Raw genomic sequence first — 22,954 nt, 5'->3', positions numbered from 1 at the left:
CGATCCTGTTCGCCGCAAGACCGCGACCAGGTGAGTCCCACCATCCGAGCGGGCCATTGTGCCCGCTCTCACATCACCCGGTCACCGCCACTTGCCGCTGGTACCGGTCCGACCACGCCGGTCAGAGTACGAGCCACCCAACTGGCCCACTCTCGGGGGAACGGTTTCCGGGCCCTCGCACGGCGGCGAGCCGGTCGGGCTTCCACCTGTTGATCGGCCACGGGGCGCCGGCGCCCTCCTCCGATGCCTCCTCCGGGTCCCCGACGACGGCGACCCGCGCGCCGGTGCCGTTCTGGCCGTGCACGACCAGCAGCGGCCCGTTCGAGGGACGGTCCAGCGTCAGCCTGGTACGCGCATCGGCGGGTTGCAGCGGGGTCGTCGAGCCCGCTACGGCGACGGGCGGCGCGAACGGGTCGACGCGCAGGATCCGGTCGGTGGCGTCGACGAACCCGTCGTCGCTGCCCGTCGGCCCGTACTCGCCGTGCACGACCACGCGGTACCGCATCGGGGCCGAGCGCTGCGTCGCCGGGTCGATGCCGAGCGTCGTGAGCCGCACGGGCAGCACCCACGCGTCGGTGTCGAAGACGTTGCTCGACGTGGCGCCGTCGAGCCCGTTGACCGGTTCGGTCGCCAGCTGCTTCCCGCTGCGCAGGTCGGTGGTGCGCGCGACGAGCAGGTCGGTGTCGGTCAGCGTCACCAGTTCCGTCGCGAAGTCGGGCCGGTTGTCGCCATCGACGTCCATCTCGACGGTCGGCACGGTGAGCGACCCGACGTTGTACAGGTCGGCCCACGTCGCCACGGCGAACGTCAGCAGCGCGTCCTGCGGCCGCCCGGCGGCCTTGGCGGCGGCCACGGTCGAGGAGACCCCGATGTAGCGCAGGTCGCCGCCGGTGCCCGTGGCGTTGGCGACGCAGCCCGAGACGACGTCGCTGCCCTCGCAGATCGGCAGCTTCGGGCTCTCCGCCGCGAGCGCGAACACCCCGACCCGCGACCGGTAGGCCTCGCGGCCCTCGCCCTGTGCCACGCCGGTGCCGCGCAGCTCGACGTTCCGACCGGTCACGGTCGCCGTCAGGTCGGAAACGGGTTTCGGCGCGACCGACACCGGCACCCGCAGTGTCCCGCCGGGCCCTTGCAGCACGACCCGGCCCGACGCGTCGGCGAGGTACTGCCGTGCCTGGCCGTCCTGGGTGAGTTCGATGGTCGGGTCGGCGGTGCGGCGCAACGCGCGCGGGTCGTCGATCCGCATCGTGACGTCCAGCAGCGCCGAGCCGCCTGCCGGCACGGTGACGGCCGCCGGCGTGACGGCGATCCGCACGCCAGGGGTGGTCGTCACGGCCTCGTAGGCGGCGGTGAGGGCGGCCGGGGCCGGGCCGTAGTTCGTCACCGCGATCCGCCGCGAACGTTGGAGCGGCTCCCCCGGGCGGGCCTCGACGACCCCGAACGTCACGCTGACGGCGCCCGGCTTCTCCGCATCGGCCGCGAGCAGCGTCGTGGCGAGCGCCGCGCGGGCGTCGATCCGGCCGGCGCCGACCCGCATGGGCGCGAGCCGGTTGCCGGTGCGGTTCTCCCCGGTGAACACGTCGGCGGTGGCCGTCCCCATGATCGCCGCCTTGAGCTGGGCCGGTGACCAGTCCGGATGCTGTTCCTCGACCATCGCGGCGACGCCGGCGACGAACGGGCTCGCCATCGAGGTGCCCGACATCCTGGTCCGCCCGCTGCCGGTGCCGACCGCGACCGACGTGATCGACTCCCCCGGTGCCGCGACGTCCGGCTTGACGGTCGGCGCGCGCACCCCGCGGGCGCTGAACGTGCTCGGGGTATCGGCGATCTCGGGCACCGTGACCTGCTGCGATCGGGAGAGCTTCCCCGACATCCGCACCTGCGTCGGGCCTGCCGCAACCGCGGCAGTCAGTGCGGCCGTCCCGGACTTCGTCATCTGGAACATCGGCACCTCGGCGTTGCCGGCGATCTTGATGGAGCCGAAGTCGGACCGGCCGGAGGCGATGACCACACCGACGGCACCGGCCGCGGCGGCGTTCTCGGCGCGCGGCTGCGAGCCGCAGATGCGCTTCGTGTCCTCGTCGAACCACTCCAGCCACACGACCGCGCCGCGCGCGCGGCCGGCGTCCTCCGGTCCGTACGCGTTGCAGCCCTGCGCGTTCGCCGAGCTCAGCTGCACGACGGGCCCGGTGACGTCGAGCGTCTCGTAGCGCTCGTAGCCGATGCTGTACTGGCCCGCGACCGGCCCCTTCCCGGCGATCTCGATGCCGTCGAGCAGCACCCCGGGGTCGCGCACGCTCGCGACGGCGAGCGCGTCGGGGCTGTTGCCGGGCGAGCCGCCGGCGTCGTAGGAATCGCCCGCGTTGCCGGCGGCCGCGACGACGAGCACGCCGTTCTCGGTGAGCACCCGCACGAAGTCGTTCACCGGGTCGTCGACGGCGCCGAACTCCGAGCCCAGCGAGAGGTTGACGATGTCGAGCCGGTCGGCGAAGTCGCCGTCGCCATCCGGGTCGAGCGCGTGGTCGAGCCCTTCCGCGGTGAGGTCGGTCGACCCGGAGCAGCCGAAGACGCGGATGGCGTAGATCGACGCTCCGGGTGCCGAGCCGGGTCCGATCCGCATGGCGTCGAGCTGCTCGGGGGTGAGGGTGCGCGGGTCGCCGCGGAACGTCGCACCGTTCGCGTCGACGCCGTAGCCGGCGGCCGTGCCCGCGACGTGCGAGCCGTGCCCCTCGCAGTCCATGGGGTCGTCGTCGGGCGTGGGGACGGTGCGGGCGGGCTGGTCGGAGTCGGCGTCGTAGTCGTCGCCCGCCAGGTCGACGCCGCCGACCACCTTCTCCGTGGGGAACTGCCGGTCGTCCGAGGTGAAGGCCTCGACGGTGCCCGGCCCACCGAAGTCGGCGTGGGTGTAGTCGACACCGGTGTCGACGATGCCGATCCGGACGCCCGTGCCCAGCCGTCCGGTCTGCTGCCAGGCCCGCAGCGCCCCGCCGAGCTGGTCGGCGCTCGCGTTCGACGGGTACGCGGTGGTCAGCTTGCGCACCGAGCGCACCCCGGGTTGCGCGGCCAGCAGGCGCGCAGCGGCCGGCGTGGCGCGCAGCGCGAACCCGGGCACGGCGTTGGTGGTGCGGAAGACCGCGGAGCCTGCCTCGTGGCCACGCAGCCCGGCGAGCATCTGGTCGATCCGCGCCCTGATGGTCGCGCGCGCCGCACGCGCGGCGTCCCTGGCGCGGGCCCGGTCGCCGGGGCCTGCCGCGAGGTACTGCTGCAGCGCCGACGGCCCGTCGAGCTCGACGAACACCGTGCTCATGGGCAGCGGCGGAGCCGCAGCCGCCACCCCCGCCGGCATCGCCGCAAAACCCACCGTCAGTGCCAGTCCGGCCGCGACGACCATCGTGCGCCAGCGCCGTCGCGCCACCCGTCCGTCCCCCACCCAGCCGCCCTCACCACCGGAGCCATCCCGGCGGTCAGCGGGCAACCTATGGCGGTGGCCCGGCGCCGATCGTGCGCCGCTCTGACGGGCAGCCGATCGTGTGGATTACCGGCCCCGGTCGAGGGACACGCGCGCAGGGTCGAGCATCTAGCCGTCGAAGGAGATCAACCGGGTGGTCCGGGCGCCGACGGAGGCGCCGATCGGCTCCAGCACCCCCGGGTCGACGGGCCGGTCGACCCGCAGCAGCATGATCGCGTCAGTGCCGTCGGTGGTCTGGCTGATCTGCGCCGCCTCGATGTTCACCGCGGCCTCGCCCAGCAGCGACCCGACCCGGCCCATGACGCCCGGCCGGTCGGCGTACTCGAGGAGCACGACATCGCCCTCGGCGCGCAGGTCGAAGTGGCGGCCGTTGACCTCGACGAGCTTCTGCACCTGCTGGCGCCCGGTCAGCGTGCCGGAGACGGAGATCGACTCGCCGTCGGGCATCGCCGCGCGCAGCTGCACGACGCTGCGGTGGTTCTCGCTCTCCGGCGCGGTCGTCACCTCGACGGCGACCCCGCGGTCGGCGGCCAGCGCCGGCACGTTCACGAATGTCACCTGCTCCTCGACGACCTGCGTGAACACACCGCGCAGCGCGGCGAGCGCGAGCACGGAGACGTCGTCGGCCGCGAGCTCACCGGCGACGTCGACGGTCACCGACGTCGGCAGCCGGCCCGCGACGGCGTGCAGCACCGTCCCGAGCTTCTGCGTGAGCGGCAGCCACGGCCGCACCTCCTCGCCGACGACGCCGCCGGCCTGCACGTTCACGGCGTCGGGGACGAACTCGCCGGCGAGCGCGAGCTGCACCGAGCGTGCGACGTCGGTGCCGGCGCGGTCCTGCGCCTCGTCGGTCGAGGCGCCCAGGTGCGGCGTGACGACCACCTGCGGCAGCTCGAAGAGCGGGCTCGACGTCGTGGGCTCGGTGAGGTAGACGTCGATCCCGGCGCCGCCGACGTGCCCGCTGCGCACCGACTCGGCCAGCGCGTCCTCGTCGATCAGCCCGCCGCGGGCGGCGTTGACGATGAGCACACCCGGCTTGGTGAGCGCGAGCTGGTCCTTGCCGATGAGCCCGAGGGTCTCGGCGGTCTTGGGCAGGTGGATCGAGATCACGTCGGAGCGCTGGAGCAGCTCCTCGAGCGTCAGCAGCTCGATGCCGAGCTGGGCGGCGCGGGCCGGCGCGACGTACGGGTCGTACGCGACGAGCTCGACGCCGAACGCGGCGAGGCGCTGCGCGACCAGCTGGCCGATCTTGCCGAGCCCGACGACGCCGACGGTCTTCCCGTTGAGCTCGACACCGCTGTAGGAGCTGCGCTTCCACTGCCCGGCCCGCAGGCTCGCGTCGGCGGCGGGGATGTGGCGCGCGGTCGCGAGCAGCAGCGCGACGGCGTGCTCGGCCGCGGAGACGATGTTGGAGGTCGGGGCGTTCACGACCATCACACCGCGCGCGGTGGCGGCGGGGACGTCGACGTTGTCGAGTCCGACCCCGGCGCGCGCGACCACCTTCAGCCTGGTGGACGCCGCGATCACCTCGGCGTCGACGTTCGTCGCGGAGCGGATGAGCAACGCGTCGGCATCGGCGATGGCGGCCAGCAGCGCCGGCCGGTCGGTGCCGTCGACGTGGCGGACGTCGACGCCGTCGCCGAGGAGGGCCACCGCCGACTGTGCGAGCTTCTCGGCGAGCAGGACGACGGGGCGGCGGGCGTTGGTCACGACGGTTCCAGTGCTCCTGAGTCGGTGGCGGGGATGGGAACCGATCCTAGTGGCGCGCGCCGCCGGCGTCCCCTCTGGCGTTGGCGGAGCCGCCGGTCGAAAATCCACTTTCCGGACACTTCGGACTACGACCGGACAATGGGACCCAGCTGCCTCCCGCCGGCGCGGGCGCGCGACCGTCGGTAGGGGTGCCTGGAAAGTGGCTTCCCGGCGTGTGGGGCCGGGAACGTGGCTTTCCCGGCAACGTGTGCGTTCCGCACGCAAGGGCAGGAAAGCCACTTTCCGGCCCTCACAGGGCAGGAAAGTGGCTTTCCTGCCCTCCCGGCGGAGCCGGGAGGGCAGGCTTGCGGATCAGGTGGCCTTCGAGCCCACCCAGCTCATGAGGCCGCGGAGCTTCTCGCCCACCTGCTCGATGGGGTGCTCCTGGCCCTCCTTCTGCAGGCGCGTGAAGTTCGGGCGGCCTGCGTCGTCCTCGGCGACCCACTCGGCGGCGAAGCGGCCGTCCTGGATCTCGGCGAGGATCTTGCGCATCTCGTCCTTGACGGCCGGGGTGATCACCCGCGGGCCGCGGGTGAGGTCGCCGTACTCCGCGGTGTCGGAGATGGAGAAGCGCTCGTTGGCGATGCCGCCCTCGTACATGAGGTCGACGATCAGCTTGAGCTCGTGCAGGCACTCGAAGTAGGCGATCTCCGGCGCGTAGCCGGCCTCGGTGAGCACCTCGAACCCGGTCTGCACCAGCGCGGCGGCACCGCCGCAGAGCACCGCCTGCTCGCCGAACAGGTCGGTCTCGGTCTCCTCCTTGAACGTGGTCTCGATGACGCCGGCGCGCGCGCCGCCGATCGCCGCCGCGTAGGAGAGCGCGAGCGCCTTCGCGTTGCCCGACGGGTCCTGCTCGACCGCGATGAGCGCGGGCACACCCTTGCCGTCGACGAACTGGCGGCGCACGAGGTGGCCGGGACCCTTCGGCGCGACCATCGCCACGTCGACGTCGGCCGGCGGCTTGATCAGGTCGTAGCGGATGTTGAAGCCGTGCCCGAAGAAGATCGCGTCACCGGCCTCGAGGTTGGGCGCGATGTCCTCGGAGTAGATGTGGCGCTGCTTGGTGTCCGGCGCCAGGATCATGATCAGGTCGGCCCACGCGGACACCTCCGAGGGGGTGCCGACCTCCAGGCCCTCGTCGGTCGCCTTCTGCCGCGACTTCGAGCCCTCCGGCAGGCCGATCCGGACGTCGACGCCCGAGTCGCGCAGCGAGAGCGAGTGTGCGTGGCCCTGGCTGCCGTAGCCGATCACCGCGACCTTGCGGCCCTGGATGATCGAGAGGTCGGCGTCGTCGTCGTAGTAGATGTTCACGCTCATGACGGGTACGGAGTTCCTTTCGGGTACTGATTCAACGGAAGTTCGAGTTCACCGGACGGCGGCGGCCGCGGTGATCGACCGGGGACCGCGGCCGACGGCCACCATCCCGGATTGCACCATCTCGCGGATGCCGAACGGTTCGAGGTTCTTGAGCAACGCCGCGAGCTTCTCGGCGGTTCCGGTCGCCTCGATCGTCAGCGCCTCCGGCGTGACGTCGACGGCCTTGGCCCGGAACAGGTTGACGATCTCCAGCACCTGGCTGCGCACGCCGGGGTCGGCCCGCACCTTCACCAGCAGCAGCTCACGCTGGACCGAGGCGGCCGGCTCGAGCTCGACGATCTTGATGACGTGCACGAGCTTGTTGAGCTGCTTGGTGACCTGCTCGAGCGGCAGGTCGTCCACGGCGACGACGATCGTCATGCGCGAGACGTCCGGGTGCTCGGTGGGGCCCACGGCGAGCGACTCGATGTTGAAGCCGCGCCGCGAGAACAGCCCCGACACCCTGGCGAGCACGCCCGGTCGGTCCTCGACGAGCACCGACAGCGTGTGGCGCTCCATCATCCCTCGTCTCCCTGCTCCTGATGTGGCCGCGCCTCTGCGATCACCGCGTCGACCGCCGCGTCGTCGGCGACGAGCTCGTCACCGTCGAACAGCGGCCGGATGTTGCGCGCGGCCATGATCTCGCTGTTGCCGGTGCCGGCCGCGACCATCGGCCAGACCTGCGCGTCGGCCCCGACCACGAAGTCGATCACGACGGGCTGGTCGTCGATCTCCATGGCCTGCTTGATGACCCGGTCGACCTCTTCCTTCGACTCCGCGCGCAGCCCGACGCACCCCATCGCCTCGGCGAGGAGCTTGAAGTCGGGGATCCGGTGCTTGTGCGTGCCGAGGTCGGTCTGCGAGTAGCGCTCCTTGTAGAACAGGTTCTGCCACTGCCGGACCATGCCCAGGTTGCCGTTGTTGATGATCGCGACCTTGATCGGGATGCCCTCGATCGCGCAGGTCGCCAGCTCCTGGTTGGTCATCTGGAAGCAGCCGTCGCCGTCGATCGCCCAGACCACGGCGTCGGGACGGGCCATCTTCGCGCCCATCGCGGCCGGCACCGCGAAGCCCATCGTGCCGAGACCACCGGAGTTGAGCCACGACCGCGGCTTCTCGTACTTGATGAACTGCGCGGCCCACATCTGGTGCTGCCCGACACCGGCGGCGTAAACGGCGTCCGGGCCGGCGATCTGGCCGACCCGCTCGATCACGTACTCCGGGGAGAGCGAGCCGTCGGTCGGCCACGAGTAGCCGAGCGGGTAGGTGCCACGCAAGTCGTCGAGGTAGGCCCACCACTGCGCGAGGTCGCGGTGCCCGTGCTCGGTGCGCTCCGCCGTGACGGCCGTGATCAGCTCGGTGATGACCTCCTTGCAGTCGCCGACGATGGGGACGTCGGCGCGGCGGTTCTTGGAGATCTCCGCGGGGTCGATGTCGGCGTGCACGATCTTCGCGTCGGGCGCGAAGCTCGCCAGCTGGCCGGTCACCCGGTCGTCGAACCGCGCGCCGAGCGCGACGAGCAGGTCGGACTTCTGCATGGCCGCCACCGCGGCGACCGTGCCGTGCATCCCCGGCATCCCGACGTGCTGCGGGTGGCTGTCGGGGAACGCGCCCCGCGCCATCAGCGTCGTCACCACCGGGATGCCGCTGAGCTCGGCGAGCTGCAGCAGCTCCGCTGACGCCTGGGCCTTCAGCACACCACCGCCGACGTACAGCACGGGCTGCTTGGCCGCGCAGATCAGCTTGGCGGCCTCGCGGATCTGCTTCCCGTGCGGCCGGGTCGTCGGCCGGTAACCGGGCAGCCGCATCTCGGCGGGCCAGGTGAAGGTCGTCTGCTCCTGCAGGACGTCCTTCGGGATGTCCACCAGGACCGGGCCGGGTCGGCCGGTGCTGGCGAGGTGGAAGGCCTCCGTGATGGCCCTCGGGATGTCCTTCGCGTCGGTCACCAGCATGTTGTGCTTGGTGACCGGCATCGTGATGCCGGTGATGTCGGCTTCCTGGAAGGCATCCGTGCCGATCAGCGGGCGGGATTGCTGCCCGGTGATGGCGACGAGGGGGATCGAGTCCATGTGCGCGTCGGCGATCGGCGTGACCAGGTTCGTCGCCCCGGGCCCCGACGTGGCCATGCAGACCCCGACCCTGCCGGTGGCCTGCGCGTACCCCGTCGCGGCGTGCCCGGCGCCCTGCTCGTGCCGCACGAGGACGTGCCGTACCCGCGTGGAGTCGAGAAGCGGGTCGTAGGCCGGGAGGATGGTGCCGCCGGGAATGCCGAAGACGACCTCGCAGCCCACCTCCTCCAGCGAGCGGACGAGCGACTGGGCGCCCGTCATCGGCACGGCGTCGAACCGCGGCGCGGTCTCGCCGCGCGGCGCGGTGGCGGCCTGCTGGCCCGGGCGTCCCGGCGGCGGGGCCGGTTTCGGTCCCGCCGTTCCGGATCGGGGCGTTGCGGTGGTCATTTTGCGGTCAGCCTCACTGCATGGGAGTCAGACATGAAAAAACCCCCGACCGCCGGGTCCGGCGGAACGAGGGTGGCGCGTCGACGACCGAGTGCTCGCTCAGGCGTTGACGCGCCTGCGAAGTACGAGCACCCGGTTGGTGGACATGCCCGCGACGCTAGCCGCCGTCCGGATGATGCGTCAACCCACTGGGAATGGGGTACCAGATCGTGGGACGAGTGCGAGGACGTCCGACTGTGCGAGCCCCTCTGAACCAAGGCGCGTCCCGGCTCCGCCGCAAGGGCAGGAACGCCACTTTCCTGCCCCCACAGGCCCTGAACGTGGCTTTCCTGCCCTCCCGATGGCCCCTCTCCACGGCACCGGAGTAGCGCCGTTCGGCGGGCACCCGGCGGGCGCATCGTCAACCCCGGGGGTGCGACGATGGACGGCGTGAGTTCCACCGATGACGGCCCCGCCCCGCGCGCCGTCTTCCGCGTCTCCCCGCTGGTCGTGCTCGTCGCGCTGGCGTTCGCGTTCTGCGCGACGCCGTTCGCGTTCGGCGCTCCGTACCTCTGGCTGATCTACCTGCTGCCGCTCGGCATGATCGTATGGACGCTGCGCGTGCGGACCGTCGCCGATCCGGAGGCCGTGACCGTTCGCAGCCTCGTCAGCGGGCGGCGCGTACCGTGGAGCGAGATCAGCTCGCTGCGACTGGGCAACCGCACCCGGGTCAGCGCGGTGCTGACCGATGGCGCGGAGCTACCGCTCCCGGCCGTCCACGTCCGCCATCTGCCCCAGCTTTCCGCCGCGAGCGGCGGCAGGCTTCCCGACCCTGCTGGAGAGTGAGCCCTGATGCCGGCTCTGCGTTCCCGCGTCACCACCCACGGCCGCAACGCCGCCGGCGCCCGTTCGCTGTGGCGCGCCACCGGCATGACCGACGACGACTTCGGCAAGCCGATCGTCGCGATCGCCAACTCCTACACCCAGTTCGTCCCCGGCCACGTGCACCTCAAGGACCTCGGTGACCTCGTGGCCGGCGCGATCCGGGAGGCCGGTGGAGTGCCGCGCGAGTTCCACACGATCGCCGTCGACGACGGGATCGCGATGGGCCACGGCGGGATGCTCTACTCGCTGCCCAGCCGCGAGGTGATCGCCGACGCCGTCGAGTACATGGTGAACGGCCACGCCGCCGACGCGCTCGTCTGCATCTCCAACTGCGACAAGATCACCCCCGGCATGCTGAACGCCGCCATGCGGCTCAACATCCCGACGGTGTTCGTCTCGGGCGGGCCGATGGAGGCCGGCAAGGCCGTGGTCGTCGGCGGGGTCGCGCAGGCGCCGACCGACCTGATCACGGCGATCGCGGCGTCCGCTTCGAGCGCGGTCGACGAGGCCGGGCTGACCGAGGTCGAACGCTCGGCGTGCCCGACCTGCGGCTCCTGCTCCGGCATGTTCACCGCCAACTCGATGAACTGCCTCACCGAGGCGCTCGGGCTCGCGTTGCCGGGCAACGGCTCGACCCTCGCCACCCACGCCTTCCGCCGCGAGCTGTTCCTGCAGGCCGGGCGCACGGTGATGGAGCTGGCGACCCGCTGGTACCGCGACGACGACGCGAGCGCGCTGCCCCGCAACATCGCCACGAAGGCCGCGTTCGAGAACGCCATGGCGCTCGACGTCGCGATGGGCGGCTCCACCAACACCGTGCTGCACGTCCTCGCCGCCGCGCAGGAGGGCGAGATCGACTTCGACCTCGCGGCGATCGACGCCGTCTCGCGCCGCGTGCCGTGCCTCGCGAAGGTGTCGCCGAACTCCGATTACCACATGGAGGACGTGCACCGGGCCGGCGGAATCCCGGCGATCCTCGGCGAGCTGCGCAGGGCGGGACTGCTCGACACCGAGGTGCACACCGTGCACTCCCCGACGCTGGAGGCGTGGCTCGACGAGTGGGACATCCGGGCCGAGGCACCGTCGGAGCGGGCCGTCGAGCTCTTCCACGCCGCGCCGGGCGGGGTGCGCACCACGCAGGCGTTCTCCACCGAGAACCGCTGGTCGTCGCTCGACACCGACGCCGCAGGCGGCTGCATCCGCGACCGCGAGCACGCCTACACCGCTGACGGCGGCCTCGCGGTCCTGCGCGGCAACATCGCCCCAGACGGCGCGGTGATCAAGACGGCCGGCATCCCGGAGGACATCTGGCGCTTCGAGGGGCCCGCGCGGGTCGTCGAGAGCCAGGAGGAGGCCGTCTCGGTGATCCTCACCAAGCAGATCCAGGCCGGTGACGTGCTCGTCGTCCGCTACGAGGGCCCGTCCGGCGGGCCGGGGATGCAGGAGATGCTGCACCCCACCGCATTCCTGAAGGGTGCCGGCCTGGGTGCGAAGTGCGCGCTCATCACCGACGGCCGGTTCTCCGGCGGCTCCAGCGGCATCTCGGTCGGCCACATCTCGCCGGAGGCGGCGCACGGCGGCGTGATCGGGCTGATCGAGGACGGCGACACCGTGCTCATCGACGTCCGCAGCCGCACCCTCGAGGTGCAGGTGGACGAGGCGGTGCTGGCGGAGCGCCGGGCCAAGATGGAGGCCTCGGAGCGGCCGTGGCAGCCGACGGAACGTACGCGCCCCGTCAGCAAGGCGCTGCGCGCCTACGCCGCGCTCGCCACCAGCGCGCACACGGGTGCCGTCCGCCGCATCCCGTAGAACTTCCCCACCGTTTTGCCAACCTGCACGCCGTTCAGGGTGTGCAGGTTGGCAAAACGGTGGGCAACTTCGGCGCAATCCCCCATCGTTGGGGGCTAGTGGGTGTGCAGGGTGACGGGGCCGAGCAGGCCGGTGCGCACCTGGCCCGCGTAGACGCCGGACGTGGGTGAGGCGTCGTCGAGGTAGCCGGCCAGCGTGCCGCGCACGACCACCTCGATCGTGTTGGCGCCGGGCCGCAGCAGGCCGGTGATCTCCGTGCGCCACGGCCCCCAGACGAGCCGGTCGGCGAGCACGCCGTTCACCGAGACGTCGGCGGTCCCGCGCACCTCGCCGAGGTCGAGCACCGTCCGCCCACCGGGTTCGACCTGCACGGACGTCGTGTAGGTGACCTGTCCGCCGAGCGCTCGCAGCCCCAGCTCCGCCCACGGGACGAGCGGCATCTCGGCGGCCACGACCTCCACCTCGACCGGGCCGTCGAGCAGCGCACCCGCGCGTCGCCCGCCTGCCGCGGCGAACCGGAGCAGCACCGGCCCGCGCACCGGCGCCGCGAACCGCACCCGACCCCCTGCGTCGGGCTTGTGCTCCGCACCACCGACCTCGACGACGACGTCGAGCGCCGTCGGGATCCGCAGCCCGACCGTTCCGGGTGGCGCGAGCATCCGCAACGTCTCCGTCCGCGGCCCACCCGGCGCGATGTCGGGCACGAGCGGCAGCACCACCCCGCCGGACGCGACCGCGGGATCGAGCCACGCCGCGCCGGGCAGCGGGTGCGACCGGGGCCGCTGGCACACGAACCGGGGGTCGCCGCCGTGCCACCGGCGCGCCACGAGCGGCACCGGACGGCCGTCCCGCGTCGCCCGCCAGCCCGCACTGCCGCTCACGAGGCCGAGCCCGGCAGAGTCGAGCGTCGCCGCCGTGGGGTCGCCGCCGTGCTCCGTCAGCCGCAACGTGATCATGTTCGAGCCGGCCCGCAGGTGCGTGCCGACGTCGTTGCTGTGCACCCGGATCTCGCGGTGCTCCGGGTACGGGTTGAAGTCGCCCTGCAGGCCCACCTCGACCCCGTTGACGACCACCGCGCACGACCCGTTCGACCCGACCTGGATCTCGGCGTCGGCAGGTATCGCCGCGAGCTCGACGTCCACCGTGACCTCGCCGGCGTCGCCGGGAACGGCCGGCCCACCGGGCCGCAGCCACTCCGGCCGCCGCGCCGCCTCGACGTCGGTGACCACCGCGAACCCGGCCCGCAGCGGCCCGTCCCGCTCAGCGGTCAACTCGATCTCGACGAGCACCGTGCGCCCGCCCAGCTCCCGCGGCAGCGGGCTGAACGACTGGTGCCCCTCGCCGACGACCGCCAGCTCGATCCCACCTGCCCGGACCCGCCGCGCGGCACCGGCGCCGACCATCAGCGCGAGCCCGTCGACGTCCGGCAGCTCCAGGTGCGTGCGCACGTCGAGCCGGTCACCGGCGGCGACGGCCCGCCGGTCGAGGAACTCCTCGGGCACCACGCCCTTCGGCCCCAGCGTCTCGGCGTGCACCGGGTCGTTGCGGATGCCGCGCGAGAGCGACCACTCGGCCGGCTCCCACTCCCCGCCCCCGTGCCGGACCTGCGCAAACGGCCCGAAGCCCGCTGTCACCGGCGCCCACCCGCCTGCAACGGCGTGCTCCAGCTGCCACACCTCGATCGGGAGCGTCCCCGTGCGATCGGCCGCGGCGAGGTCGCCCCAGCGGTTGTCCAGCGTCGACTCGGCGAGCCCGGTCCACGGCCCCACGACCGCGACCGTCTCCGTCACCGGTCCCAGCGGTTGCGCCGTCGGCTCCGGCAGGTGCTCGGCGAGCACCAGCAGCGCCACCGCGCCGTCGTCGAACGGCACCTCGACCGTCCAGCCGCCGTCCGACGCCACGACGGCCAGCTCCGTGCGCCGCCCGCTGCCGGGCGACCAGCTCTGCGCACGCGGCCGCTCGATCCCGGTCACGCGGACGGTCGCGGTCCGGCCCCGCGGCGGCACGAACCGGTACCCCGTCGTGCGCAGCCGGTCGTTGTACTCCTGCCAGTCGAAGCCGCTGTCGACCCAGGAGCCCTCGAAATCGAGGATCGGCGCGACCGTCCCACTCTGCCCGTCGTGCGCCATCAGTGCCACGACGTGCGCCGACCCTGCCGCCCGCAGGACGAACGGTGCGTCGGCCGACACCTGGACGGGCCCGCGCAGCACGGCGTCCGGCACCGCGGCCGCGGCGTCGACGGCCACCAGCCCCGCGACGCCCGCAAGCGCGTCCGGAACGGCTCCGACCACAACCACCCGCCCACCCGCCGCCGCGAGCTCGGCGAGCCGTTCCGCCGCGGCCGGGAGCAAGATGCTCACCGATGGGACCACGACGGTCCGGTAGGTCTCGTCCGCGATCCGCAGGCCGCCGTCGACGACGGTGCCGCGCGCGATCGTCGCCTCGTCGAGCGCGTCGTGGTCGATCCCGGCCGATTCCAGCACGCCACGCCGCTCCGTGAGCCACGAGTTGACGCCATTGAGCTCGCGGAACGTCCGCTCGGCCAGCACGGCGGGCGGCAGCGGCCCGGCCAGCGTGAGGTGCGCCTGCGCGGTGCTCGTCGGCGAGAGCAACGCGACGTCGCAGACGTGCCGGCCCGCGGTCAGCATCGAGCACACGCGCGCGACCGCCGTCGCGAAGACGTCGTAGGACGGCCAGTACGGCTGCCGCCAGCACGTCGACGGCGGCGCCCACTCCCACCACCCGCCGACGGTGGCGTAGTAGACGGCGTGCGGGTCGTAGAGCGTGGCGCCGCGGCGGAGGAACGCGGAGAGCCAGTCGTAGGTCTCCTCGAGCGTGCCGCCCCAGCCGGAGGAATGGAACGCCTCGATCCACACCCGCTCGTGCCCGTTCGCGTGCGCGAGCGAGCTGTGCACCTTCGCGTCGCCCCAGTGGTCGCTGCCGGGCGCGCCGTACCCGGCGTGCAGCCCGAGGTAGTCGCCGTAAGTGCGGACCCCGCCGATGGGGTCGCCCTCCCTCGCCGGGGACGCCTGGTCGAAACCGCAGGTCAGGCCGCGTTCGGCGAACCACGAGTCGTGCTGGTCGAAGAAGCCCCGACGGGCCAGCGTGGCGCGGTGCTCGTGGTAGTCGCGCCGCACCGCCGCAGCCTCCGGCGAGCCGTCGGGCTCCCACAGCGCCCAGAGCCGCGGCAGCAGGTCGTAGCCGTACCGCTCGGCGAACGTCGAGGCGAAGTCGCGGCCCCACGTCGGCATCGGCGGCAGCTCGTCCTGGAAGAACCCGCCGATGCTGCTGCCGAACCAGCGCCCCACCGCCCGTTCCAGCGTGCCGTGCACCTGGTCGAGCAGCGCGGCGCAGGCCTGCTCGTCGAAGTAGTCGAAGCCGCTGCGGCCCGCGTGCACCACCGTCACCTCGGCCGGCGCACCCGCCCACTCCGCGACGCCGTCCACGATCGGGACGTCGACGCGCACCCCGCCGGCGATCGCGTACGCCGCGAGCGCGGTGTGCCCCGGCGGCGGCCGCAGCGTCACGTCCGTGCCGCTGCCGCGCGTGCGGAAGAGCGCCGAGCCTGCGAACCCCGGCTCTGCCGCGATCAGCCTGCCCTGCAGGTTCGCGCCGGAGAACCCGATCTGGTCGTACATCCACAACGTGAACCCGAGCTCGGCGGCGTCGGCGCAGGCCTGGTCGAACAGCTCCAGCCACTCCGGGGAGAGGAACGGCGGGTCGTCGGCGACCGACCCGAACATCGGCCCGGTCGGGGCGAGGCAGAGCACGACTGCCTGCCGCACCCCGCCCGCCACGAGCCGTTCCATCTGCCAGCGCAGCCGCTCCCGGGTGACCTTCGCGCCGCTCCACCACCAGATCGGCAACGGACCGTACTCGGGCCGTGGGTCGGTGAACCGCGCCAGCAGATCCTCAGGGGTCACGCCCGTCACGTCGCGGCGCGCTCCCGCTCGATCTGCTCCAGCGACTTGCCGGCGGTGTCCGGCATCCAGAAGTACCCGACGATGCCGCTGACCAGCAGGAACGCCGTGAGCAGCAACGCGACCGGGCCGATCTCCACGGCCGCGAGGATCGGCACGAAGAAGCTCCAGATGCCCAGCACCGTGCGCGCGACGCCGAACGTGAAGCCCTGCGCGGTGCCGCGCAGCATCGTCGGGAACAGCTCCTGGCTGAACACCTTGTACGTCGGCTCGCCGGCGAGCGCGGCGCCGATGCCGAACAGCACGATGTTCGCGATCACCACCGGCACGCTGAACGGCAGCACGAGGTAGAGCGCGTAGGACGCGACCTGCAGCACCGCGCCGGTGGCCCACATCGTCCGGCGGGTGGCGTAGCTGCGGTCGTTGACCCGCATGAAGATGAAGACGGTCGCGAGGATGCCGATCACGAAGCCCGCGCAGGAGAGCGCAACACCGGCCGCCTGCGTCCCGGCGCCCAGCGTCTCCACGACGTACGGCGTGAAGATCCCCGCCGTGCCCGCGGCGAGCCCCCAGAACGTGTAGATCGTTCCCGTCCACACCAGCGCACGCAGGTTCGGCCCGCGGAAGAGCTCCTTCACCTGGCTGCCGAGGGCGCTGGCCGCGCCGGAGGCCGCCGTCCACCGAGCCGACTCGACCATGCCTCTGCGCATCGCCCAGGTGATCAGCGCGACCACGAAGAGCTGCAGGAACACGATTCTGGTGCCGAGCAGGCCCAGCGGCGAGAGCACGAGCGCCATCACCAGCACCACGACCGGCCCGAGGTTCCAGGCCACCTGCGTGAGCCCGATCAGCCGGCCCCGGCCCTTCGCCGGCGACAGCTCGCCGACCAGCGCGAGCGACGTCGGCACGTCCGCGCCGACCGCCACGCCGACGATGAAGGTGCCGGCGAAGAGCATCACCGGGTCGACCGCCAGCGCGATGAGCAGGATGCCGAACGCGTAGACGAGCAGGTCCCACTTGTAGATGCGCTTGCGGCCGAGCTTGTCGCCGAGCCGACCGCCGATGAACGCCCCGACCGCGCAGCCGATCGCGTTCGGACCGATCGCCGCGAGTGCGCCGACCCCGAAGCTGCTCAGGCCGAGGTAGGCCTGGAAGAGCGTGAGGCCGGCACCCAGCGCGACGATCGAGCCGGCGTCGAGGTAGGACGCCATCGCGGCGAGCGCCGACCACTTCCACTGCTGCTTGCTGATCGTGGCGCCGTCCTCATCGGGTTCGATCCCTACGGCGTCAGGTGAACTCATGGGCCGTTCTCCTCGTCATCATCGACGGACTCGGCGCTGGCGTTGATCGACTACAGAGTTGAAACGTATTAAGCGCAGGACCATAGCCACGCCGAATGAGGTCCACAAGCCCGAACATCGGTCCATCTTGACGGTCCTCGCTGCCAGCCCTATCGTTCCCGGCACCGCGGAGTGAAACGTTTCATCAGGAGATCCCGCCGTGCGCTACTGCTTCCTGCTCCAGGTGCGACCCGACCGGCTGGCGGAGTACCGCGAACGACACCGCGCCGTGTGGCCGGAGATGCTGGCAGCGCTGCGCGACGCCGGATGGCGCAACTACTCGCTCCACCTGCGCGACGACGGCCTGCTCGTCGGCTACGTCGAGTGCGACGACCTGGCGGCCGCGCAGCGCGCGATGGCCGCGACCGACGTCAACGCGCGGTGGCAGGCCGAGATGGCTACGTTCTTCACCGGGCTCGACGGCAGGGCACCGGACGAGTCCTTCCTCGTGCTCGACGAGGTCTTCCACCTCGAGTCCCAGCTCGCCGCAGAACATTCGGCAGTGCAGGAGGGGTCGCCATGACCGCGCTCACCAGGGTGCCACCGCGCCGGACGACGATCGGGCTGGTCGCGGGTGGGCTCGGCGCCTACTGGCCGCAGTTCCCCGACCTGCTGCCGCAGCTGCGGCGCTCGGCGGAACGGGTGTCGCAGCGGGTGCGCGAGCTCGGCGACGTCGACGTCGTGGACGTCGGGTTCATCTCCGACGCGCAGGAGGGCGCGGCCGCCGCCGAACGGCTCCGCGCCGCGGGCTGCGACCTGATCATCGGCTTCCTGACGACGTACATGACGGCGTCGATGCTGGTGCCGGTCGCGCAGCGCAGCGGATCGCCGGTTCTGCTGATCAACCTGCAGCCCACGGAGAAGATGGACCACAAGTCCTTCGACACCGGCGCCTGGCTCGCGTACTGCGGCGCGTGCCCGCTGCCGGAGATGGCCAACGCGTTCGAACGCGCCGGCGTGGCGTTCCGGTCGGTCTCCGGCTACCTGGAGGACGAGCGGGCGTGGGCCCGCATCGGGCGCTGGGTGGCGGCCGCCGGGGTCCGCGGCGCGCTGCGCCACGGCCGCCACGGGCTCATGGGCCACCTCTACCCCGGCATGCTCGACGTCTCGACCGACCTGACGTCCGTGACGACGCAGCTCGGCGGGCACGTCGAGGTGCTGGAGCTCGACGACCTGCGGGTCCGCGTCGACGGGGTCACCGACGACGAGGTGAAGGACCGCATCGCGCTCGTCGAGGACGTCTTCGACATCGACGCCGGTGTGAACCCCGACGACCTGGCGTGGGGCGCACGCGTCTCGGTGGGGCTCGACCGGCTCGTCGACGAGTTCGCGCTCGACTCGATCGCCTACTACCACCGCGGTCTCGGTGGCGAGCAGCATGAACGCCTCGGCGCGGGAATGATCCTCGGCGCGTCGCTGCTGACCGCGCGCGGCGTTCCGGCCGCCGGCGAGTACGAGCTGCGCAACTCGATCGCGATGCTGGTGATGGACAGGCTCGGAGCGGGCGGCTCGTTCACCGAGCTGCAGGCGCTCAACTTCGTCGACGGCGTGGTGGAGATGGGCCACGACGGCCCCGCGCACCTCGCGATCAGCTCACGTCGCCCGCTGCTGCGCGGGCTCGGCGTCTACCACGGGAAACGCGGCTGGGGTGTGTCCGTCGAGTTCGACGTGAACCACGGCCCGGTCACCGTGTGCGGGCTGGGGCAGCGCCGCGACGGCCGCTACGTCATGGTCGTCGCCGAGGGCCAGGTGGTGCCCGGACCGCTGCTCGAGATCGGCAACACGACGTCGAGGGTCGACTTCGGCTGCGACCCCGGCGAGTGGGTCGACGCCTGGAGCGCCTCCGGCGTCGACCACCACTGGGCGCTGGGCACCGGCCACCGCGCGGCGGACCTGGCCGCCGTCGCCGAGCTGCTGGAGCTGGAGTTCGTGCAGGTCCGCGTCGCGTCCTGAGCGCGAGCCGGGGTGAGCGGGTGAGTCGACACCTTCGGCACGGTGAGTCGACACCTTCGGCACGGTGAGTCGACACCTTCGGCACGGTGAGTCGACACCTTCGGCACAGTGAGTCGCGCGTTCCGGGCGACGAGGTGAGGTGGAGAGGGCAGGAAAGCCACTTTCAGGCCCTCACAGGGCAGGAAAGTGGCTTTCCTGCCCTCGCGTGCGCAACGCACACATCCCGACCGGCCGGCCGTCGCGGCCCGGGTCGGGCCCGGGTCGGTCGTGCACAGGTTCGACTCCTCGTGCACAGGTTCGAACGTGTGCACGGCACCATCAACCTGTGCACGAGCGCCCTGCGCCGGCAGTCCGTGCACCCACCCGTCGGGCCGGAAGTGAACGAACGGCACTTTCGTCCACTAGGTATGGACGAAAGTGCCGTTCGTTCACCGACCCCACCACAGCCGTACCCCCGAGTGCCGCGCCCAGCACGGATTCACATCCCTCGTGGCGGCCCGGAGGGTCATGGCGGACCTTCCTGACCTTCCCCACGCGCCGCACAGGGCGAGCGCAGCGAGCCGACCGCTCAACGCGGCTGCCCCTCGATCGCGTCGAGCCGCTGGACGAACCGCACCACGGCGCGGCCGACCGGCCCGGCCTCCGATCCGGCTGGCAGGTCGCGACCGATGCAGTCGAGCAGTTGACCCACGGCCAGCAGCACCTGCTGTTCCGAGCGGTCCTGCTGCCGCAGCGCCCGGCGGCGCAGCTGGTGGGAGGCGTGCAGGCACACCTTGCCGACCGATCCCGGCCCCGCCGAGTTCGGCACGTTCGACGCGATCGTCACTGATCAGCCCTCCTCGCCGGCGCAGCACCGGCGGAGCAGGTTTGCCCACCGCTGCGCCCGGCAAACGTGCTGGTTAAGCTCCGCGTATGGGTCTGTTCCCGACGAAGCGTCCCCGCACCGCCTGAGGCGGTGCACTCCGCCGACCGGGTATGAGTCCGGTCGGCCTCTGACGCGTGTCGACATGGACCCGACGAGCAGACGTGTCACCGCCGCGTTCCCCTTCGACCTTCCAGGGACGACGCGGACGTGGAATCGAACATCGCCGGCCGGCAGGCCGGCTCCTCACCGACCCGGGAGACACCCCCGGCACTCGCCGCTGTAGCTGGGTGGCTGAGGTGCCCCAGTTGCTCTTCGGCCGGGCTGCGCTGCGCGGACCGCAGCGTCGAGTGCTCGTCGGGGCATTCCTTCGACATCGCTCGCCAGGGTTACGCCTCGCTGATCACCGGCCACCGGCGCCACCGCCATGCCGGTGACGGACCCGGCATGGTGGCCGCCCGCGAGCGCTTCCTCGGTCGGGATCACTACCGGGCCCTGCGCTCGACGGTCACCGCGCTCGCGGTGGAGAACGCGCCATCCGACCCCGGGCTGATCGTCGATCTCGCCGGCGGGACCGGGCACTACCTCGCGCCTGTCGTCGACGCCTGTCCGGACTCGTGGGGCCTGACCACGGATCTCTCGAGTGCGGCGCTGCGCCGCGCCGCGCGCGCCCATCCGCGAGCGGCGGCCGTCGCTGCCGATGTGTGGCGACCGCTTCCGCTGATCTCGGAGTCCGCCGCGGTCGTGCTCAGCGTCTTCGGCCCGCGTCCGGCCGCGGAGATCCGGCGCGTTCTGAAGAGGGACGGCGTGGTGATCGTGGCCAACGCTCTTCCGGAGCACCTGCAAGAGCTTCGTGATCTCGTCGGCACCATCGGGGTGGACCCGCGCAAGGCCGAGCGGATGAGCGAAGCCTTCAGGGCCTTCGAGCGGGTCGCCCACCAGGTCGTGTCGTGGCGCTTGGCGCTGGACCGGGACGACGTGGAGGCTGCCGTTGCGATGGGCCCCAACGCCCGCCACCTCGACCCGTCCCGCCTGCTCGCCACCGCCGCGGAGTTGCCGGCCGTGGTCGGGGTGAGCGCCGCGATGGAGGTGACGGTGCTGCGACCGAGCTGACCGCGGGCCGGCACGCAGACGAACCCTCAGGTCGAGCGGCGGCCGGCGGCCGGCCTGGACGTCTTGCGCCGGCCGGCGGCGACGTACGGGGCCAGCACCTCGCGCAAGGTGGCGCTGTTCGCCGCGGAGAGGTCGATCTCGTAGAGGTGCCCGTCGAGCCCGAAGGTCATCTGTTCGACGGCCTCCCCGCCGTCGAGATCGTCCACCAGGGTCACGGTCGTCTGCCGAGTCACTTCGTCGTCCTCCTCGGAGCGGCGTCTGCGCAGGGGAGCATCTGCGCAGGGGCATCGACGGGACGTTCCGCATTCCGGGGAGACATCCGAACCCGCGCGCCGACGCGGCTTCGATGCGCGCACCGGCTCGTCGTCGAGCGAGCCTGCATGAGTTCTACGACAGAATCCGGAAGCCGTCAATCTACATTAGACATGACGTACCGCGGGTGCCGTCTCCGTCGGAGATCCATTCAGGCCGGTGGCCCGACGTCGCGCCGCTGGGTGTACGACAACGCGCCAACCCCGCCGAACAGCACCATCACCGCAGGCAGGATGCCGATCGAGTGGTCGACGCCGGTGAGCACCAGCGCGGCGTAGCCGACCATCACCGCACCCGCGAGCCCGCACAGCACCCGGAACCACACCGGCCGCTCGGCACGGACCCTCAGGTACCAGACCACCAGCCCGTTGCCGCCGGCCGCGCGGGCCCGCTCGTAGTCGAGCGCGTCGTCGAGCGCGACCGCCTCCGCGATGCGGCCGGTGAACGACATCGGGTTGAGGCGCACCGATCCATCGGCACCGGCCGCCCACGCGTGCACCGCCGCCGGCGCGCTGCCCAGCTGGCCCGGCAGCCGCGGCAGGTCGAGCAGCGCCGCCAGCCGGTCCAGCGCGGCACGCGGCTCCGCGGTGGTCGTCAGCAGCTCGACCAGGTCGACGGCGTTCTCGGCCGCCGACGGGAAGGCGGTGGCCAGCTTCTCGACCGCAACCTCGGCCTCGGCCTCGAACGGCGACCACGGCGCCGCACCGCTCGACGACGAGCGCCACTCGTGCCCACCGCGGCGCCGCCCGGACCGGGTCGCGAGGAACCCCGCACGCCACGGGCCCCACCAGAGCGCGATCGCGGACTTGCGGGTGGCGGTCGTGAGCGCGGCGACGAGCTCGTCGGGGCGCCGCTTGGGGTCGAACTCCGGCACCAGCGCCGACCAGCCCTCCCCGACGGGCAGCACCCAGCCGGCGACCTTCGTCAGCACGGCGATCTCACGGACCTCGCCCGCCGGGTGCGGCAGCAGCACGACGGCGGTGTCGCGGCCGATCGCCGAGTCACCAGGGCGCAGGTCGCCGGGACGCAGGTCGCCGGGGCGCACCTCGGCGAGCACCCCCGGCGACGTCCGGCCGCGCGGGCGGTCGCCGCGGCCCGGCTCGACGCGTTCCGCTCCCCCCGCACCGCGCTCCAGCGCCGAGTGCCCGATCCCCGAGGTGGAGATGCCTACCGCACGGCACGCCCTGGCCAGCACGGCGTTCACCGGCTCGCGGTACAAGGCGATCTCGATCTCCTGCTGCGTCTCCGCGGCTCCGTCCGCGGCGAGCGCGGCGTCGACGGCCGCCTGCAGATCGGCCGGCATCGGGTCGTTGCGCACCGACGCCAGCGCGAGCGCCGCCTCCGGCCGCCCACCCACCTGCGCGATCCACTCGGCGTCGGCGTCCCACGCCTTCCGGGCGGCCAAGTACTCCACGGGGTCGCTCGGCGGGAACCAGTGCACCGACCAGCCGATCGCGCCCTGCCGGCCGGACGGGTCGACGACCCCCAACTCCGCGACCTCTTCGTCGTCGCCGACGAGCAGCCACGCCGGCACGTCCAGCGCCATCACGACCTCGGCGAGCTGGCCGGCGAGCGCGTCGACGCTCACCCGGCGGGGAACGTCGGGCAGCACCGTCACGACGCCCGGGCCGTCTGGCCCGTCCGGGCTCTCCAGCAGCCACCCGCCCAACCCCGCACCTCGGACGGCGGCGCGCACGTCCTCGACCGACGCACCGATCACCGCTGCATACGTGCCCACAGATCCCCCCGCG

15 protein-coding genes and 1 pseudogene are annotated in these 22,954 nt (G+C 72.4%); 6 read left to right on the top strand and 10 right to left on the bottom strand.

Annotation, left to right across the window (positions count from 1 at the left end):
• Window positions 1–121 precede the first annotated feature (121 nt).
• The 5 genes from LL648_RS20760 to LL648_RS20740 all read right to left on the bottom strand — a co-directional run bounded on the left by LL648_RS20760 (window position 122) and on the right by LL648_RS20740 (window position 9,030).
• Entirely contained in the window at window positions 122–3,415 is a 3,294-nt protein-coding gene (locus LL648_RS20760; protein WP_232664287.1) for a S8 family peptidase, read from the bottom strand.
• 162 nt (window positions 3,416–3,577) lie between these two features.
• Window positions 3,578–5,179: a phosphoglycerate dehydrogenase gene (serA, locus tag LL648_RS20755; RefSeq protein WP_232664286.1), complete on the bottom strand. Its 1,602-nt coding sequence runs from the start codon at window positions 5,177–5,179 to the stop codon at window positions 3,578–3,580.
• 351 nt (window positions 5,180–5,530) lie between these two features.
• The gene (ilvC, locus tag LL648_RS20750; RefSeq protein WP_232664285.1) at window positions 5,531–6,535 is read right to left on the bottom strand and encodes a ketol-acid reductoisomerase; all 1,005 of its coding nucleotides are present in this window, start codon (window positions 6,533–6,535) and stop codon (window positions 5,531–5,533) included.
• A 48-nt stretch (window positions 6,536–6,583) separates the two neighbouring features.
• A complete protein-coding gene (ilvN, locus tag LL648_RS20745; protein ID WP_232664371.1) occupies window positions 6,584–7,093 on the bottom strand; it encodes an acetolactate synthase small subunit in 510 nt (169 codons plus the stop codon).
• Window positions 7,093–9,030 carry an acetolactate synthase large subunit gene (locus LL648_RS20740; protein ID WP_232664284.1) on the bottom strand — a complete coding sequence of 646 codons (1,938 nt, stop codon included), beginning with the start codon at window positions 9,028–9,030 and terminating at the stop codon, window positions 7,093–7,095. The genes ilvN and LL648_RS20740 overlap by 1 nt, the downstream gene beginning before the upstream one ends.
• 429 nt (window positions 9,031–9,459) lie before the next feature.
• On the opposite strand from LL648_RS20740, the gene LL648_RS45285 reads away from it, so the two are divergent.
• Entirely contained in the window at window positions 9,460–9,855 is a 396-nt protein-coding gene (locus LL648_RS45285; RefSeq protein ID WP_232664283.1) for a PH domain-containing protein, read from the top strand.
• Between the two features lie 6 nt (window positions 9,856–9,861).
• Complete coding sequence (gene ilvD, locus LL648_RS20730) at window positions 9,862–11,703, top strand: dihydroxy-acid dehydratase (protein WP_232664282.1); 1,842 nt, start codon at window positions 9,862–9,864, stop codon at window positions 11,701–11,703.
• A 95-nt stretch (window positions 11,704–11,798) separates the two neighbouring features.
• Here ilvD and LL648_RS20725 read toward each other — a convergent pair whose 3' ends face one another.
• A complete protein-coding gene (locus LL648_RS20725; RefSeq protein WP_232664281.1) occupies window positions 11,799–15,626 on the bottom strand; it encodes a hypothetical protein in 3,828 nt (1,275 codons plus the stop codon).
• A gap of 5 nt (window positions 15,627–15,631) precedes the next feature.
• Window positions 15,632–16,924: an MFS transporter gene (locus tag LL648_RS20720; RefSeq protein ID WP_232664280.1), complete on the bottom strand. Its 1,293-nt coding sequence runs from the start codon at window positions 16,922–16,924 to the stop codon at window positions 15,632–15,634.
• A 199-nt stretch (window positions 16,925–17,123) separates the two neighbouring features.
• On the opposite strand from LL648_RS20720, the gene LL648_RS20715 reads away from it, so the two are divergent.
• Window positions 17,124–17,486 carry an L-rhamnose mutarotase gene (locus LL648_RS20715; protein WP_232664279.1) on the top strand — a complete coding sequence of 121 codons (363 nt, stop codon included), beginning with the start codon at window positions 17,124–17,126 and terminating at the stop codon, window positions 17,484–17,486.
• Window positions 17,483–18,916, top strand: a complete 1,434-nt coding sequence (locus tag LL648_RS20710; RefSeq protein WP_232664278.1) for an L-fucose/L-arabinose isomerase family protein — start codon at window positions 17,483–17,485, stop codon at window positions 18,914–18,916. Before LL648_RS20715 ends, LL648_RS20710 begins: the two co-directional genes overlap by 4 nt.
• Window positions 18,917–19,484: 568 nt before the next feature.
• On the opposite strand, the gene LL648_RS20705 is transcribed toward LL648_RS20710, so the two are convergent.
• Complete coding sequence (locus LL648_RS20705) at window positions 19,485–19,742, bottom strand: hypothetical protein (protein WP_232664277.1); 258 nt, start codon at window positions 19,740–19,742, stop codon at window positions 19,485–19,487.
• A 246-nt stretch (window positions 19,743–19,988) separates the two neighbouring features.
• On the opposite strand from LL648_RS20705, the pseudogene LL648_RS45785 reads away from it, so the two are divergent.
• A pseudogene (locus tag LL648_RS45785) lies at window positions 19,989–20,171 on the top strand (putative RNA methyltransferase); the annotation flags it as partial.
• Window positions 20,172–20,225: 54 nt separating this feature from the next.
• On the top strand, window positions 20,226–20,891 hold the full coding sequence (locus LL648_RS20700) for a 23S rRNA methyltransferase (protein ID WP_232664276.1): 666 nt from the start codon (window positions 20,226–20,228) through the stop codon (window positions 20,889–20,891).
• A gap of 26 nt (window positions 20,892–20,917) precedes the next feature.
• On the opposite strand, the gene LL648_RS45280 is transcribed toward LL648_RS20700, so the two are convergent.
• Together LL648_RS45280 and LL648_RS20690 are read right to left on the bottom strand one after the other, a co-directional pair.
• Entirely contained in the window at window positions 20,918–21,124 is a 207-nt protein-coding gene (locus LL648_RS45280) for a histone-like nucleoid-structuring protein Lsr2 (protein WP_232664275.1), read from the bottom strand.
• A 230-nt stretch (window positions 21,125–21,354) separates the two neighbouring features.
• On the bottom strand, window positions 21,355–22,941 hold the full coding sequence (locus LL648_RS20690; RefSeq protein WP_232664274.1) for a hypothetical protein: 1,587 nt from the start codon (window positions 22,939–22,941) through the stop codon (window positions 21,355–21,357).
• Window positions 22,942–22,954 lie beyond the last annotated feature (13 nt).

The organism is Pseudonocardia sp. TRM90224 (genome assembly GCF_021245725.1).
Classification (GTDB): Bacteria; Actinomycetota; Actinomycetes; order Mycobacteriales; family Pseudonocardiaceae; genus Pseudonocardia.
The sequence above is the reverse complement of the archived record's forward strand: the minus strand, read 5'-3'. Positions and strand labels throughout refer to the sequence as shown.